The organism is Shewanella sp. SM95 (genome assembly GCF_025653595.1).
In the GTDB taxonomy this organism is placed as follows: domain Bacteria; phylum Pseudomonadota; class Gammaproteobacteria; order Enterobacterales; family Shewanellaceae; genus Shewanella; species Shewanella oncorhynchi.
The window spans coordinates 177162-193730 of record NZ_JAKKSE010000003.1; the positions used below are offsets into that span (position 1 = coordinate 177162).

The 16569-nt window shown below is 40.6% G+C and carries 16 protein-coding genes and 1 pseudogene; 14 read left to right on the forward strand and 3 right to left on the reverse strand.

What is annotated here, in order from left to right; all coding sequences use genetic code 11:
• Positions 1–100 precede the first annotated feature (100 nt).
• The 3 genes from L5M29_RS06065 to tnpA all read left to right on the forward strand — a co-directional run bounded on the left by L5M29_RS06065 (position 101) and on the right by tnpA (position 5984).
• Positions 101–2830, forward strand: a complete 2730-nt coding sequence (locus L5M29_RS06065; RefSeq protein WP_263166754.1) for a TonB-dependent receptor plug domain-containing protein — start codon at positions 101–103, stop codon at positions 2828–2830.
• A 74-nt stretch (positions 2831–2904) separates the two neighbouring features.
• Positions 2905–4689, forward strand: coding sequence for a 2OG-Fe(II) oxygenase family protein (locus L5M29_RS06070; protein ID WP_263166759.1), 1785 nt, complete (start codon positions 2905–2907; stop codon positions 4687–4689).
• An 857-nt stretch (positions 4690–5546) separates the two neighbouring features.
• Positions 5547–5984 (forward strand): IS200/IS605 family transposase, encoded by a 438-nt coding sequence (tnpA, locus tag L5M29_RS06075; RefSeq protein ID WP_263166761.1) that lies wholly within the window; start codon positions 5547–5549, stop codon positions 5982–5984.
• A gap of 126 nt (positions 5985–6110) precedes the next feature.
• On the opposite strand, the pseudogene L5M29_RS06080 reads toward tnpA, so the two are convergent.
• Both L5M29_RS06080 and tnpB read right to left on the reverse strand, forming a co-directional pair.
• Positions 6111–6294 (reverse strand): annotated as a pseudogene (locus tag L5M29_RS06080) (IS66 family transposase); the annotation flags it as partial.
• Between the two features lie 233 nt (positions 6295–6527).
• Complete coding sequence (tnpB, locus tag L5M29_RS23790; RefSeq protein ID WP_411569036.1) at positions 6528–6662, reverse strand: IS66 family insertion sequence element accessory protein TnpB; 135 nt, start codon at positions 6660–6662, stop codon at positions 6528–6530.
• Between the two features lie 649 nt (positions 6663–7311).
• Between tnpB and L5M29_RS06085 the strand changes: the two genes are divergently transcribed.
• The 6 genes from L5M29_RS06085 to L5M29_RS06110 are packed head-to-tail and all read left to right on the forward strand — an operon-like array spanning position 7312 to position 12266.
• Positions 7312–8094, forward strand: a complete 783-nt coding sequence (locus L5M29_RS06085; protein ID WP_113938838.1) for a DUF3450 domain-containing protein — start codon at positions 7312–7314, stop codon at positions 8092–8094.
• Positions 8094–9449 carry a MotA/TolQ/ExbB proton channel family protein gene (locus L5M29_RS06090; RefSeq protein WP_263166763.1) on the forward strand — a complete coding sequence of 452 codons (1356 nt, stop codon included), beginning with the start codon at positions 8094–8096 and terminating at the stop codon, positions 9447–9449. The genes L5M29_RS06085 and L5M29_RS06090 overlap by 1 nt, the downstream gene beginning before the upstream one ends.
• Positions 9449–9976, forward strand: coding sequence for a MotA/TolQ/ExbB proton channel family protein (locus tag L5M29_RS06095; RefSeq protein ID WP_113938836.1), 528 nt, complete (start codon positions 9449–9451; stop codon positions 9974–9976). Before L5M29_RS06090 ends, L5M29_RS06095 begins: the two co-directional genes overlap by 1 nt.
• 13 nt (positions 9977–9989) lie before the next feature.
• On the forward strand, positions 9990–10394 hold the full coding sequence (locus tag L5M29_RS06100; protein ID WP_037428129.1) for an ExbD/TolR family protein: 405 nt from the start codon (positions 9990–9992) through the stop codon (positions 10392–10394).
• 1 nt (position 10395) lies between these two features.
• Positions 10396–11019, forward strand: coding sequence for an energy transducer TonB (locus L5M29_RS06105; RefSeq protein WP_131524316.1), 624 nt, complete (start codon positions 10396–10398; stop codon positions 11017–11019).
• Positions 11019–12266, forward strand: a complete 1248-nt coding sequence (locus L5M29_RS06110) for a tetratricopeptide repeat protein (RefSeq protein ID WP_131524317.1) — start codon at positions 11019–11021, stop codon at positions 12264–12266. The genes L5M29_RS06105 and L5M29_RS06110 overlap by 1 nt, the downstream gene beginning before the upstream one ends.
• Before the next feature lie 71 nt (positions 12267–12337).
• Here L5M29_RS06110 and L5M29_RS06115 read toward each other — a convergent pair whose 3' ends face one another.
• Positions 12338–12847 carry a diguanylate cyclase domain-containing protein gene (locus L5M29_RS06115; RefSeq protein ID WP_263166765.1) on the reverse strand — a complete coding sequence of 170 codons (510 nt, stop codon included), beginning with the start codon at positions 12845–12847 and terminating at the stop codon, positions 12338–12340.
• Positions 12848–12926: 79 nt separating this feature from the next.
• On the opposite strand from L5M29_RS06115, the gene L5M29_RS06120 reads away from it, so the two are divergent.
• The 5 genes from L5M29_RS06120 (at position 12927) to L5M29_RS06140 (ending at position 16543) form a co-directional block, all read left to right on the forward strand.
• The gene (locus L5M29_RS06120; RefSeq protein ID WP_263166767.1) at positions 12927–14756 is read left to right on the forward strand and encodes a DUF885 domain-containing protein; all 1830 of its coding nucleotides are present in this window, start codon (positions 12927–12929) and stop codon (positions 14754–14756) included.
• 171 nt (positions 14757–14927) lie between these two features.
• The gene (locus L5M29_RS06125) at positions 14928–15206 is read left to right on the forward strand and encodes a peptidylprolyl isomerase (RefSeq protein WP_028760433.1); all 279 of its coding nucleotides are present in this window, start codon (positions 14928–14930) and stop codon (positions 15204–15206) included.
• An 83-nt stretch (positions 15207–15289) separates the two neighbouring features.
• Positions 15290–15826 carry a GNAT family N-acetyltransferase gene (locus L5M29_RS06130; RefSeq protein WP_028760432.1) on the forward strand — a complete coding sequence of 179 codons (537 nt, stop codon included), beginning with the start codon at positions 15290–15292 and terminating at the stop codon, positions 15824–15826.
• Positions 15827–15900: 74 nt separating this feature from the next.
• Positions 15901–16131, forward strand: a complete 231-nt coding sequence (locus L5M29_RS06135; protein WP_028760431.1) for an RNA-binding S4 domain-containing protein — start codon at positions 15901–15903, stop codon at positions 16129–16131.
• Between the two features lie 22 nt (positions 16132–16153).
• Positions 16154–16543, forward strand: coding sequence for a ribonuclease E inhibitor RraB (locus L5M29_RS06140; RefSeq protein WP_113938831.1), 390 nt, complete (start codon positions 16154–16156; stop codon positions 16541–16543).
• The last annotated feature ends 26 nt before the right edge of the window (positions 16544–16569 follow it).

Here is a 16569-nt window from a genome sequence, read left to right on the forward strand (position 1 = left end):
TGATATTTAACGAATCATGTGCTTTCATTGTTATCGAGTTGTTTGCTTTTGGTGAGGGCAACTCGAAAATAAGAATAACTAGCACATCGGGAGATTGACAATGCATAAAAACAGCTTTCTAGCTAACTCTATACGCTTAGCTTTTTTGGGTAGTGCCGCATCTATTGCGGCATTTTCCGTTCCAGTCGTTAATGCAGCAGACCAACAGGTTGCTGAAAAAGTTGAAAGAATTGAGGTAACAGGTTCACGTATTAAGCGCACTGACTTGGAAACAGCTAGCCCTATTTCAGTCTTTTCTTCTGAAGATATTGCTGCTTCAGGGGCCGTGACATTAGAAGATTTTGTACAAAATATTCCAGCTATAAACGGAGGTGCTGAAGGTTCTTCTGTTAACAACGGTAGTCGTGGTTATGCTACGGCTTCATTACGTGGTCTGGGTTCTGGTCGTACATTAGTATTGATCAACGGACGCAGATTCGCATCTGGTGACTTGAACTCAATTCCAACCGCGTATGTTGAACGAATCGAAGTTCTCAGAGATGGTGCTTCAACCGTTTATGGTTCTGATGCCATTGCTGGCGTAATTAACTTTATTACAAAGAAAAGTTTTGAAGGCGTTGAGTTTAATGCCCAGTATGATGTTACTGGTGAAGGCGATGGTGATAAGACATTATTTTCAGTAACAACTGGTACCTCTTCTGAACGTGGTAACGTCGTGCTATCACTTCAGTATACAGATCGTCAAGCTATTGGGCAGGGCGACCGCGATTTTTCAGCATGTCCAATTTCAGAAAATGCTAATGGTAAATATTGTGGTGGCTCAGGAACGATTCCGCAAGGTCAGTTTTATTATGCCGATGGCACGCCAAGTAGTAGCGGATATGTGAAAGATAAAACTACTGGTCAGGTTCGTTTGTTTGATCCTACAAAAGATGCGTATAACTTTGCACCTGCAAGTTATATGGTTACCCCTCAAGAAGTATTTAGCATTAACAGCGCTGGTCGTTACGATATTACAGATACTTTATCGACGTTTATTGAAGGAGGCTTTACTAATCGCCAATCTGACCAGTTAATGGCTCCTGAAGGTACATTCTGGGGGCCATTAATGCCCGCATCGAACCCTTATAACGTAGCTGGTGAAGATATTTATGTAGTACGCCGCTTATCTGAAACAGGTGGTCGTGGTTTCTCTCAAGATTTTTCAGACTACCGTATGGTATTTGGATTTGAAGGTTCATTAGGTAATTATGACTGGGATTTATCTTACAACTTCGCACGTTATATCGATACACGTTTAGATACTGGACGTGTAAACCCTACTCGTGTCGATACTATGCTTGATCCTGCATTGTGTGCCGCTGATTCTGATTGTCCAGGTGTTTGGAATATTTTAGAAGAAAATACCCTAACAAGTGAAATGTTGTCCTATATGTTAGTTCCTAATTCGCCTGTAGTTCGAGGTGAGACACGTCAGTTACAAGGTAACGTGTCCGGTGGTTTAGGATTTGACTTACCAGGCGGTGAAGTAATGTTTGCTGCTGGCTTTGAAAGACGTTGGGAAGAATACTCAAATACTCCAGACGGTGCTGCGTCTATTGGACAAATCTACTCCGTTACAGGGGAACCTACTTCGGGTCAATACTCTGTTGATGAGTTATACACAGAACTTGATTTACCTTTATTAGAAGGCCTTCCATTTGTAGAGTCTTTACGGGCAACAGCTGCAGTACGTTACTCCGATTTTGATTTCTTAAATGATAGTTCAACTAATACCAAATTTGGACTAGAGTGGGTTCCTATTGATGGGCTGTTACTTCGTACCACAGTCGCTTCAGGTTTCCGAGCTCCTGGGATAGGCGAGCTTTTTGCTCCTCAGAGCGAGACTAATCTGGCATATACAGAGCCTTGTAAGCAATATGCAACTGGTGCTCAATCGGCTACAGTGAAAGCTAACTGTGCTGCTGAGGGGTTACCTGGTAACTTTACTCTTTCTTCAAATCAGTCTAGTACAGTTGTTGGTGGTAATCCTGATTTAAAACCTGAAGAGTCTGATAGCTTTACCGCAGGTTTTGTATATAGTCATGATATCGGTATAACGATGAGCCTTGATTATTTCGATATTGAGATCACCAATGGTATCGGAACAGCAGGTACTGATAACGTTATTAACGCATGTTGGAATTCAGAGAACTTTTCCAGCCCTTTATGTCAATTTGTTGAAGGTCCCAGTTTAACTGGTGATGCACCACACGCAACTTCACCATATCGCTCTGCGCTAGGAACAGTTGCTGGTGTCTTATTAACTAATGCAAACTTATCGGCATTTGAAACTGCTGGTTATGATTTCGATTTAACATATAAGACAGATATAATGGGAGGAGATTTTGCAGCAACTTTAAATGGTACATACCTTGAAAAGTATGATTATACTCCATTTGATGGTGCTGATAAAATTGAAGCAGCAGGTAAAGTTGCTGCAGACCAGTGGGAAACTACACTAGCTGTATTTTCTAAATTACGTACAAACTTAAACTTAACTTACTCAATGGATAATTGGTCTGTTGGTTGGCAAACTCGCTATCAATCAGAGGGTGAAGATTTGTATGCGAGTGCTAGTAACTTAGATAACATTGCTGATGCTGTATGGTATCATGATCTTCAAGGTACTTATTTTGTCTTTGAAAATACCGCACTAACAATTGGTGTTCGTAATCTGTTTGATGAAAAGGTGCCTTATATCACTAATAACCAAGATATGAACACTATTCCAGTTTCATATGATACAGCTGGTCAGTACTTGTATGCTAAAGTAAACGTAAAATTCTAATTTCTAGTCTGTTTTATGTAAAAATAAAGCCAGCCGTAAGGTTGGCTTTATTTTCGATATAAGGAGAGTTGCTAGTGAATGTTGTGCTACATAAAAAAAAATTAGAACAAGGGATTACTTATTATAGAGAAAAGCGATATGACCAAGCTATTCAGTTGTTATTTCCTTATGTTAATTTCAGTTCGAATGCGAACCTACTTTATGTCGTTGCTCAATCATTTCGTCAGATAAAAAAATTCCCCCAAAGTCTAGAAGTTTATGGTCGACTAATTTCATTGCATAGGCATCCTGCTTTTTATTGCGGTTATGCAGGCTTGTTGGTTGATATTGGGGAAGTAGAAAAGTCATTTTTTTTCTTTGATTTAGCAATTAAAATTGATAGGCGTTACTTCGATGCGCACTACAATAAGGCAATTGCACTTTATAAAAATAATCGAATAGAGGATGCTCTTGTTAATTACTTGCAATCACATCGAATAATTAAGGAGCACGAGGGGGCAATTTTAGGTGTAGGTCAATGTTATGCTGAGCTAGGGCAACTAGATAAAACGATAGCAACTTTTGAAGACTTTATAAAGAATAATAATCAATGTATAAAAATAAAGTATCAGTTGGGTAAATTTTACTTAGATATTCATTCTTTTGAAAAGGCAGAGTTGCTTTTGAAAGAATGTTCAATACTAAATCCTGACAATCGTATTTATACACTTACTTATGTGTCGGTTCTTGAATCACTGTCTTTGCAAGAGGAAGCGTTGAAACAAACTTTAAAGCTATTGAAGTATTATCCTTTTGATTGTGAAATTCATAATAGAGTATTTGAATTTTTGTGGAATAGTAACTCAGTTGACTATTTTGTCGAATATAGAAAAGCATATCAAGCTAACTCCAGTGATCCACTTATGATTGATTATGCCCGAAAGCTTATTAAGCTAAATGATTTGGTAATGGCAAAAAAAGTGTTAAAGGATTATATTGGCCATGCCAATGACGATGAGATACCTTTTATAATGTTAGCGCATGTTCTGCGAGAAAGTGGGGAGTTTAAACAGGCGTTGTTGGTTCTTGATAAAGTTCCTATTGGCTGCAATATTAATGAATATACTGTATTTGAGCGTGTGGTTACATTACTGTGTCTTGGCGAATATCAAAAAGCGTTACTTTATGCAGAAATGATATATTTTAAATCTAATCCGACACAAGGGACTATTGCGCTATACTCTAGTGTTTTACGTATATGCAATCGCCAGTCTGAATATAGTAAAATTTTTAACTTTAATGAGTTAATTAGAGTTTACGATTTTTTGGATGAAGTAGGTGAGGGTTTACATAATGAATTAATCAGAGATGTATTAGCCATGCATGGTTCTGACAGACATCCAGTAGAACAATCTTTACGCTCAGGGTCTCAAACCAAAGGGGAATTGTTTAATCAGAATATTCCTAGTATTTCAAAGCTGAAAGGAAAAATAACTTCCATTATTGAAGCGCATATAAAATCAAGTTCTTCTGAATTAAGAGAGTTTTTTTGCTTATCTAATACAGATTTTTTTAAATTTAGTGGTTCTTGGTCTATAAACTTAAGGGATAATGGATTTCATGTTAATCATTATCACAATGCTGGAATTTTTAGTGGTTGTTATTACCTTGTCACCTCAGGTGTCTCTAACGGAGGAGAGGGGTGGTTGAAATTTGGCCAGCCAGAATTAAGTCGTTGGTTGGAATTTGATGCTGAATACTTAGTAAGGCCAGAAGTTGGTCGGTTAGTAATTTTTCCATCATACATGTGGCATGGTACTACACCTATGTCCGTTTCTGGTCAGAGACTGACTATTGCATTTGATATAGTGCCAATTTGATTATTAGAAGTAATCTTGGATGTTTTTTAAAATTTTACTCTTTAATTTAGTTGTTGTAAAGTGGTTTTATAAAATAATTCTATGCAGCCTCGTTTGAACTTAGGTTTTTATATGTGCTCTATTATTTTATCAGGTAATTATTTGGGTTTTACATACTGTCGAATTGTTTTGGTGTTTATTTTTTATGCTGGTTTTTAATTAAAGTTGTTAATTGTCACTGTTATCAGCAGATAAATGGGTATTTTATTAACTATATGCGTACTACTTAGCTTATATCTTGGTTTCTACAAGGACTTCATGAAGTTTACTAAGTATTTGTAAGGTTTTTCAGACAGTGCGGTAAGAAGTTTTTAATCGTATCCAATAAAAATAATAGCAACAATATCTAACCATGAATTTTTTGTTAACCATGCTCGCATTGAAAGAGTATTTCCTTTAATAAAGCTATGAGTCGTATTTACAAAAAACTTCAGGTCTAATTCTGTCATACAAGCCGCAAAGGTGATGATCGTGGGGAAATCAATCATGGATAAATGGGTGGGCAACTAAAGCTTGAACGCCAGAGTGGCTCTCCCAAAGTCTCGCCCACTACCCTGAAAAAATTGAAATCCGTGTGAAATTTAAATGCAAATTGCCTATTTTTAGGAGCACTACTTGTCCTAAAAAAGGCAATAGCTCTTTGATGTAAGACTCTATGGGCAATGTACGCTAATCAGCGAACTAAAGCAGGGTTATTTTATTGTCATCCCAAAACCACCGCCTCTGGCGGTGGTGATTGTTCCTTGAGGCTATAGCCTGAATTACGCCCATGCTAAAAGAGACTTCTTATTCACCACAAGTAAGAGGAAACGAAAAGCATGGGCGATTATAGAAGTTCATCACATGTTTATTGGCGTTGCAAATATCATATTGTTTGGACTCCGAAGTACCGTTTTAAAATATTAAAAGGAAACCTTGGTAAGGAGTTATACAGGTCAATTTATATCCTTTGCAATATGAAGGGTTGTGAGGTTTTAGAATTAAACGTTCAGATAGACCACGTTCACTTGGTAGTCATAATCCCGCCGAAGCTGTCAGTATCAACGCTGATGGGAGTATTGAAAGGAAGAAGTGCGATAAGGCTATTCAATAAATTCCCTCATGTACGTAAAAAGCTATGGGGCAATAGCTTTTGGACCAGAGGTTATTTTGTAGATACAGTAGGTGTTAATGAAGAAATCATTAGACGATATGTGCGCCATCAAGATAAACAAGATCAGGAAGATGAGGCTCAATTGTCGTTGCAGATGATGTAGGTTCTTGGAATAGCCCCTTCCAGGGGCAAGTCAAAGTCGCCTTCTAAGAAGGCGGATTCTTTACTATCTAATCGGCCATGGTTTTGCGACTCAACTTGATACACTATTGCGGAACATGTACTTTTATCGATACAGCGGCAAGCCATATTGATACTTGCTGGTGATGATTTGGCTGAGCCGTGACGCGGTCGCAATGCCATTGGTAATAGGGCTTGCCGGCACTGGAGCTATTTTTATTTTTGACTTCAGTGCTTTACTTGTCGCAGTTACGACAGCTGTATTTTAACCTAACGTGTTCGATGACTTTAATGGGTGTTCAATAAATCCTGCTTGTGATACTAGGTGATAAGTCATGAGAGTGATAGCAGAGTGCTGGATGTGCATGGGGTTGTGTTAGTGGAAGACTAGCGATGTACAAGTCGAGTTGCTGAGGTGTAATACGCAAGCTCAGCTGCTTGTCATCGATACCTAGCCATTTAAAGATGTTCTGTTCGAGTCGATTGTAATGTAGTTAGAATCCATTGCTGGCCCACTGCTATATCTTCAACTTATTACGATGGCGGTGCAGAAGACAAACAGGTGTTCATTAAAAGGCTCTTGACGCAGGCTATAAGTAACAATGTTGCTCAAAATCTTTATCGACTTGCGTATATCAGTGATGCCACAAATTAAAGTGATATCGAGTAGGGTGCTGCTACCAAATAAATTGTTTTCCTATAAATCAAAAGAACGATCATCGTGGTTGATGGCTAATTTATGAAGGTGTGGTTTAGAGGACGCTTACGTTTAAAGAGATGTTACAGAAATTCGAACTTCGGTTGTATCTATCTTCAAGTTGCTTTGATTAATGAGTCTGCACCCAACGTACTCTTCAAAATTCTCTATGCCAAAGTCTAGATGCAAGTAAAGATTATAAGTTTGAGTTAGTTTCATATTATAAGATGTTAATTGGCAAAACTTTAGAACAAAAAATAATCTAATTTAAATTGTTGATTTATTTGGTTTTTTTTGGTTGTTAATTTGAGTTCCTTAATTGTATTAACTTTTTTGGTGATATTTTGTCTAAAAAAACACCTTTCGTAAAAAATTTCATTATTAACGCTTCTTTACACTAGTTTTTAGTCGTCTGAAATGTTGACACAGGTCAACATTTTGTGAAATGATGCCAGCGGGTCTATGCCTGTAAGGGCGTAGGAAAGGGAAGAAAAAACTAAGAATCACAAGAGAAAGACGAACTTACAGAAATTTTTTCGGCAAGTATTTATCCCTTGTCGTTATGTTGCTGGTAAGTTAAACCTTTTTATTCACTTCAAATTGGTTGGGAACTATGTCCAAGGTAAGCAATAGAACAAAAATCGCTACTGCACTTGTTGGCGTGCTGGCATTAGCGAGCAGCAACTTAGTAGTTGCAGATCCTCTTACCGACGTGCAGAAAGCGGATAGTATGATCCATGCTGATGCTGCTGCGTCGCAAAAGAACGTTGATAAGTATTTCGATCAAGCACAAGACATGCTTTTTGAGTATGGTTCTGTCGCAGATGAGCGTGAATCACTGAAATCATATAACGATTACGTTGCAAGCTTAGTCGCTGATCAACAAAAGACAATGGATTCAGTGCAGGGTGACATCAATGGTGTTGATAAACTTCGCCAAGGTGTTGTGCCATTAATGTTTAAAATGGTTGAGTCATTAGAACAGTTTGTTCAATTAGATTTACCTTTTAATTCTGAAATACGCACTAATCGTGTTAATGAACTGAAAAAACTTCTTAATACTGCCGAAGTCACACTAGCAGAAAAATATCGTCTAATTCTTGATGCTTATAGTATTGAGCGTGAATACGGTAGTGCTGTTGCCGTTAACCAAGGTAAGTTAAACCTAGATGGTAAAGAAGTGTTGGTTGACTTCTTTAACTTAGGTCGTGTTGCTCTTTATGCACAGAGTTTAGATCAAAAGACTGGCTGGATGTACAACCCAGAATCTAAGGGTTGGGATAAGTTAGATGACAGCTATTTGCGTGAACTGACCAAAGGTATCCGCATTGCCCGTAAACAAGGCGCTCTAGATCTATTCGCGTTACCAATTCCTGCTGCGGAGACTGCACAATAATGAAGAAGTTAATTACTACAGCTGTGTTGGCTGCAAGTTTCTCTTTAACTGCTGGTATGGCGAGCGCTGCTGATGCGCCTAAGTCAATTGACCAATTATTGCAACAAGTTAAAGTTGAACGCGCTGCAGAAGGTAAAGTCAACAGCAAGCGTGAGCAAGAGTTCCAAGCAGAGCGTGGCGATAAGGCCGCTTTACTGCAAAAAGAAAAAAATGCGTTAGCTGCTGAAAAGCAACGTGGTAAAGATTTAAACCAAGCGTTCTTAGATAACGAGCGTAAAATTGCTCAGTTAGAAGAAGATCTAAAAACGGCTCAAGGTGACTTGGGTGAAATGTTTGGTGTAGTTAAAGGTGAAGCCGGTGATTTCGCTGGTAAACTGGCAAGCTCAAACATCAGTGCTCAATTCCCAAATCGCGATAAGTTTATCGCTGATTTAGGTGCCCGTAAGCAATTGCCAAAAATTGAAGAGTTAGAACAATTTTGGCAAGAGCAGCTATTTGAAATGGCGCAATCTGGCAAAGTGGTTAAATTTGAAGGTTCTGTTACCGAAATTGATGGTAACGTGAAAACGACGACTATTCATCGTGTTGGTGCCTATAACTTAACGGCTGACGGTAAATACGTTGTATATAACCCTGAATTAGGTTTAATTCAGCAGTTATCTCAACAACCTGAAGGCTATCAAGTTAGCGCTGTTGCTAAATGGGAAGAAACGGCCTCTGGTACAGCACCTTTCTATATTGACCCTGCACGTGGCGTACTGTTAAACATCTTTACGAACAAAGCTAGCATGGAAGATCGTATCGAGTCAGGCGGTACCATTGGTTATATTATTCTAATATTACTTGCTATTGGTTTATTAATTGCGGTTGAGCGTTTCATTGTGCTGGCAGCTATCGGTGCAAAAGTTAAACGCCAAGCTAAGAATGTTGATAACCCAGGTAACAATGCCCTTGGTCGTATCCTGAAGGTTTACCATGAAAACAAAGATGTTGATGTTGAAACATTAGAGTTGAAGCTGGATGAAGCTATTCTGAAAGAAACGCCTGCATTAGAAGCTCGAATTTCAATTTTGAAAGTCATTGCAGCTATCGGCCCAATGTTAGGTCTGCTAGGTACAGTAACTGGTATGATTGCGACCTTCCAAAGTATCCAACTGTTCGGTACTGGCGATCCTAAACTGATGGCGGGTGGTATCTCTATGGCTCTGGTTACTACAGTACAAGGTCTGGTTGCAGCTCTGCCACTGATGTTACTACATGCAATACTCGTTGCGCGTAGCAAATCAATCACCCAAATTTTGGAAGAGCAAAGTGCGGGCATTATCGCAGCACATGCTGAGAAGAGGGCTAACTAATGATGCTATACCTGATGGACATATGGGATTCCGTCAGGGGCTTCATGGCCGCTGGAGGAAACGTCCTTTGGTTGGTTGCGTTTGTATTGTTCTTCATGTGGGTATTGATGCTTGAGCGTTATTGGTATCTTAATTGGATATCACCAAAGCAACATAAAGCTATCATATCTGCGTGGGATGCTAGAGAGGAAACAACCTCTTGGTACGCACACCGTATCCGTGAAGCTTGGCTGTCCCAAGCGAAGCAAGATTTGAATGCACGTATGCTGATGATTAAAACCTTAGTAGCAATTTGTCCTATGATAGGTTTGTTAGGTACCGTAACCGGTATGATTTCAGTGTTTGATGTGATGGCAGTTCAGGGGACGAGTAATGCTCGTTTAATGGCGGCTGGTATTTCAATGGCGACTATGCCCACGATGGCGGGGATGGTTGCAGCATTATCGGGAGTATTCTTTAGTACTCGTCTGGATGTAAAAATGAAAATCAGTTTAGAAAAGCTAAAAGACAGCATGCCGCACCACTAGAGAGAGATTGAACATGGCACGTAAAAAGCATTCCAGTGTAGACGAGGAAGCGCAAATTGATATGACACCGATGCTCGACATCGTGTTTATCATGTTGATCTTCTTCATTGTAACAACGTCATTTGTGAAACCTTCTGGTTTGGATTATAACAAACCAAAAGCTTCGCAAGCGACTTCAAAGCCTTCGGCTAACATCTTTATCGGCGTCAGTAAAACAGGCGTGATCATGATGGAAAACCGTCAGGTTGATATCGAACGTGTAACGGCAAACGTTGAGCGCATGCTGGCTGAAGCTCCTGAAGCTGCGGTATTGATTCAGGCTGATAAAGACGCAATGCACGGCTTAGTTGTTAAAGTTCTAGACCAAGTCAAAGCGGCTGGTATAGATAAAATTTCGGTATCTGCGGGGAACGATTAATATGCTAAGAGCACTAGTATCGATCATTATTGGTGCTGCTGTGACTTTTGGTCTGTTCGCTTTTATGGCGTTCTTGGTCGGTGGCGGCGCACAGCGCGGCGAAACATCGGCCGAGACCCCTGTAATTGAAATCACTATGGATAGACAGGATTCAAAAGCACAGAATAAGCCAAGGGTAGTGCCTAAGCCGCCACCACCGCCAGAACAGCCACAGAAGCCTGAGGCAACGCCGCCAGAATCTTCGAGCAATATTGACACAGCAATGTCGTTCAATATGGGTGGTGTAGAAGCTGGAGGTCCAAGTACCGGTTTTAAATTAGGCAATATGATGACTCGCGATGGTGATGCTACACCTATCGTTCGTATCGAACCTCAGTATCCAATTGCTGCGGCGCGTGATGGTAAAGAAGGTTGGGTACAACTTCGTTTTACCATTAACGAACTCGGTGGTATCGACGACGTTGAAGTTATTCAAGCAGAACCAAAACGCTTATTTGATAAAGAAGCTATTCGTGCACTGAAGAAGTGGAAGTACAAGCCTAAGATTGTTGATGGCAAGCCATTGAAACAACCTGGTATGACAGTACAACTAGACTTCACCTTAGATAAAGGAGGCAACCAATAATGCGTAATGTTAATAAAATCGCAGTTCTATTATTGCTTTCTGTTTGTGGAGGTTCATTAACTCTTTCATCTGCAGTCGCAGAAGAAAAGTGTGCTATCGACAAACGTCAATCTAAAGCCGTGGGCGAAGGTGCGGCGAAGAAAGTTCAGAAGTCATTTGAAGCTTATACCAATGGTCAGGTCGATGAAGCTATTGCTATTTTGCTAGAGGCAAATGCCAAGAACGACTTCGATAAAGCCTATGTTGCACGTATGTTGGGTAACTTTTATGCCGAGAAAGGCAAAATGGATACCGCGATCAAGTACCTAAAACAAGCTGTTGAAGCTGATATTTTAGGTGGTACAGATCATGCTGCAACTATGCGTCTTTATGCTGATTTGCTATTACAAGAGAAAAAGTTTAAGGAAGCGATTCCTTATTATTACAAGTGGATGGAATTTACTTGTAAATCCGATTCTCAAATGTATCGCCGTATTGGTATTGCGCATTCAGAACTTAAGCAGTGGGATAAAGTGATTGAAGTGGCCGACAAAGGTCTTTCATTAGCTGAAGCTCCTGACAAAGGTCTGTATCAAATGAAACTGACTGCTTACTTCAATCAGAAGAAGTACAAGAAAGCTGTTGGTGTGTTAGAAGTCATGGTGCCTTTATTCCCGGATGATGGCAGATTGTGGGTTCAATTAGCACAGTTTTATTTGATGGTTGAAGACTATGACAAGTCTCTTGCAACTTACGATCTGGCTTATAGAAATGGTTTCTTAGATAGCGCGGGCAACATTACGCGTTTAGCGCAGTTAATGGCACAAAAAGGTGCTCCTTATCAAGCCGCTAAAATTTATCAGAAACATATGAAATCAGGCATGATCGCTGAGGACGCTAAGTCTTTAGAGATTTTGGCGGGTTTCTATCAAAATGCGAAAGAGTTTAAGCAAGCTGCTGAGTATTACGGTAAAGCTGCAGCCATCACCAATGATGGCAAGACTTACTTAAAACAAGGTCGCTTATTAAACTTGAATGAACAATATACAGCTGCGATCCCTGTGCTTGAAAAAGCCATATCAATGGGTATTGATCATCCTGGTGAAGCAAACTTTGAATTAGCTTTGGCTCATTTAAGTTTGAAACAGTATAAGTCGGCTTATAACCGTGCAGTGTTAGCTGCTAATGATAAGAAGACACAGAAGAGTGCAAATAGCTATATCTCTTATATTAAAGAGAAAGCACGTATGCATAATGTCACGCTGTAATTACTTCGCAGTTTAGTGTTTGAATCGAAAAGCCCCGCAAGGGGCTTTTTCTTTGGTATCAATAAACCTATTTACTGTAAGCGGATTAAAGCTTTGGATTGATCATGATTTTTTTCAAGCTGTTGTGAAAGTTGGCTGACATTACTGAAGAGTGACTCTATTTTACTTTCCTGTGTAGGTAGGCAAATACAGGCAGCCAGTTTATAGTCGATTGTCAGTTTATGATGTTTACCAAAATCTTGGTTAAAGTCAGATATTTGCTGTTCTATTCGCTTTAACACTACTTCCGTTCCCACCTCATCTATATTGAACAAACCCAACGCAAAGTGATTGTGATCTAACCTAGCAATCATATCTGTTGCTCTTAATAGCGCTTCTTGCACTTGTTTAGTAAAGAATTCGAGTAAATGGGGTTGTTTGACGGTTTCATGAATGTGAGGGCACAGATACAATAGTGCCAAGCTTTGGTGGTCTCTCATGTGACGATGCCATTCTCGGTTGAATACTTCCATGAAATAGGTTTGGTTATAGACTCCAGTTTCAGGATCCCTGAAACCTGAGTTGCGGAACGAGTAGATCATAGATTAACTCCGATAGCAGACCTTGAACTAAGTATAGAAACAGTTCTGCAATAGCGGGCCAAAAAGGAGAAATATTAAAATGAAATTGGGTTTATTGGCAGGTTCGATAGCGTTAATCTTCACCCTTCAAGGTTGTTCTAAGCCTGAAGCCACTGCAGTTCAACAAAATAGCTCGGCTAATATGACAGCAGTGCAGGGCGAAACTCAAACGGCAGAGCAGCGTTACTTAGCGCTTGTGGATGCGTATTTTAAAGATTACCTAAAGCTTGAGCCCATCTACGCTACTTTTGTCGGCGTAAATGACTATAACGCCGATTTCGGTGGGGATTTAACTGAGGATTACCTTAAGGCCCGTCATGATCTTAACACTCACTATTTAGCTCAGGTGCGTGCGATAGATCCAAAGCAACTGCCTGCGGATCTACAGTTAAGTTATGACCTGTTCGTCTATGACCGTGATATGGCGTTAGTGGACGAAACTTTCCCTTCACGCTTTATGCCGATAAGCCAGTTCTATAGCACTGTCATTACTATGGTGCAGCTGGGAAGTGGCGAAAGTGCACAACCTTTTAAGACTGTCCAAGATTATCGTAATTGGGAACAGAGAGTCGATGGTTTCATCAAGTGGGTCGCACTTGCTGAAAATCGTATGAATCAAGGCATAGAAAGTAAAGTGGTACTACCTCGAGTGTTGGTAGAGCGCATTATTCCTCAGTTAGATACTATGTTAACGACGGATGCAACTCAGAGCATTTTCTACTCGCCAATCCAGCATTTCCCCGAGAGTTTTTCAGAGCAAGATAAAGCGGAATTGACCACCCGTTATCAAGCCATGATAGCCGAGCGTATCGTGCCAGCGTTAACGAACTTACGCGATTACTTTAAGCAAACCTATTTACCTAAATCGCGGGCGACTGATGGTTGGGCAGGGTTGCCTAACGGTAAAGCTTGGTATCAGCATCTGGCGAACTTACATACGACCACCACTATGTCTGTGGATGAAATTCATCAAATTGGTTTAAGTGAAGTGACGCGAATTTTATCTGAGATGGATAAGGTGCGTGAGCAGGTTGGTTTTAAGGGTGATTTGAAGGCGTTTTTTGCGTCTTTATCTTCAGAGCCGCAGTATTTCTATAGCGATCGCCAAGGCTTGATTGATGGCTATATGGTATTAAAAGATAAAATCAATCATGTATTGCCTAACTACTTTAATGTGATGCCAAAGGCTGATTACGTGGTTAAGCCGGTTGAAAGTTTTAGAGAACAATCGGCAGCGGGTGCCTCTTATGAAGCGCCTGCGGTGGATGGCAGCCGTCCAGGGGTGTTTTATATCAACACTTATAACCTCAAGGCGCAGCCAAAGTGGGGAATGACGACCTTATCTTTACACGAGGCCGCTCCTGGGCATCACTTCCAAATCGCGATCAAACAAGAGCTGACTGGTGTGCCAGAGTTCCAGCGTTTTAGCGGTTATACCGCTTTCGAGGAAGGTTGGGCACTTTATGCTGAATACTTAGGTATTGAGATGGGGCTATTTACCGATCCTTACCAGTATTTTGGTAAGCTTTCCGATGAAATGCTGCGTGCAATGCGCTTAGTGGTTGATACAGGCCTTCATTCTAAAGGTTGGAGTCGTGAACAGGCGATTCAGTACATGAAAGACAACTCGCCTATGGCTGAGAGTGACATAGTCGCTGAAGTGGAGCGCTATATGGCGATCCCTGGTCAAGCTTTGTCTTACAAGGTCGGTCAGTTGAAGATTTTGGCACTGCGTGCCCGCGCAGAAAAAGCCTTGGGTGATAAATTTGATCTTAAAGCGTTCCACGATCAAATCCTCACCTCAGGTTCATTACCCATGGCGGTCATGGAAAACAAGATCGATCGTTGGATTGCGTCGAAACAAGCTTAGGCGTGTAAGATGCCGTTAATTGACTTTGTTGTCAGTGACGGCATTTTAAGACTTTTTTATTCAACAGAAAGTTTTTATACTGTTGATTCAAAACCTGTTAAAACGAATGTTTTAGTGGGAACTCAATGATATTTGGGGCAAATGTCTCATGATCCTTACAGGAGTTTTACTATGGTCCAGGCAACAGCAAGACATTTGTTAGTCAGCAGTGAAGAGCAGTGTCAAGCGCTGAAACAGCAAATAATGGAAGGCGCAGATTTTGCTCAAATTGCTCGCGCGCACTCTTCTTGCCCATCAGGTGCCCAAGGCGGCGAATTGGGGTCATTTGGTCCTGGCATGATGGTCAGAGAGTTTGATGAAGTGGTTTTTAGTGCACCATTAAACGAAGTACAAGGCCCCGTGAAAACGCAATTTGGCTTTCATTTACTTGAAGTGACCAGCCGCGCGTAAGTTTTACCGCTTATCTAATACAGCTTGTTTGATACGGCAGCGTTTGCTGCCGTTTTGTTTTATATGCTCATCACGGAGTCACTATGCTGGAACTCTACACTGATAGATTGAAACTCAGGAGCTTACAAGATAGTGATTGGGAACATTTTTATGCACTGCATAACGATCCTGAGATTAATCGTTTTGTACGCGTTCCAGAGTCGCAAGAGGTGATCCGCAGTAAGTTTCAGCAGCGTTCTGATACTTGGTTCTACGGTTCTGGCGATTGGCTGACCTTAGTGATTGAGACCGTTGATACTGGGCAGTTTATCGGTTTAACGGGCCTTTATTGTCAAAGTTTCGAGGAACAGCGTGCCGAAGTGGGTTATTTACTGGCGGCCGAAGGGCACGGTAAAGGTTATGCGACTGAGAGCTTAATGGCGGTCATTGATTGGGCCTGTTTAAGTTTTAATGTACATAAATTTGTTGGGCATTGTGCTAAAGATAATCACGCATCGGCACGAGTACTCGAAAAGTGTGGTTTTCGGCTTGAAGGTTTACTCAGGCAGCAATTCAAAATAGGTGAAAACTGGCTCGATGAATCAGCCTTTGGCCTACTCGCCGATGAAAGACGTCTCTAGCCAAATTATCTTCAGCGAATTTTGTACTGTGCTGGTATAATGCCGCAGGTTTATTTTTAGAAGGCGTGTATTAAGTGGCGCAAATTAATCAATTGGCTTTGCATTCTGGCGAAGATTTCATTGAATTGTACAAAGTATTAAAAGTGCAAGGCATGAGCAATGCGGGTGGTGAAGCCAAACATTTTATCGACGAAGGTCAAGTCACTGTGAATGGTGAAGTTGAAACTCGTAAACGTAAAAAAATTATCGCGGGCGACATCGTCAGCTTTAATGGTGAATCAGTTCAAATCATTGCGGCAGAATAAGCCTGAAACAGTGGAGCAAGAAATGCAATTTCCAGATGATGACAATGGTAAAATGCTGGCCGCAATGGCTGAAGCGGGAATCGATTTAACTAAAGAGTTAGATGTTGATTTCTTTTTGGTTTTTGATGACCAACGCGATGCCGAAACTGCGTTAGAAGAATTAACAAATTCTGACTTGGAAGGCGAGCTTGAGCTGAATCTGAATGATGAGCTTGGTAAGTGGGAAATCATTGTTTGTCTCAATATGGTGCCTGAGTACGATACATTGGTTGAACAAGAAGTCATGCTAAATGATTTTGCTGCCGAATTCGGCGGCATGACCGACGGTTGGGGCGTAATGCAACATCAAGACGGTGACGATGAGTTTATGGACGATGATGACCATGTTCACGGTGAGCATTGCAATCACTAATTCTGATGCGCTTTAAGTCTTGAATC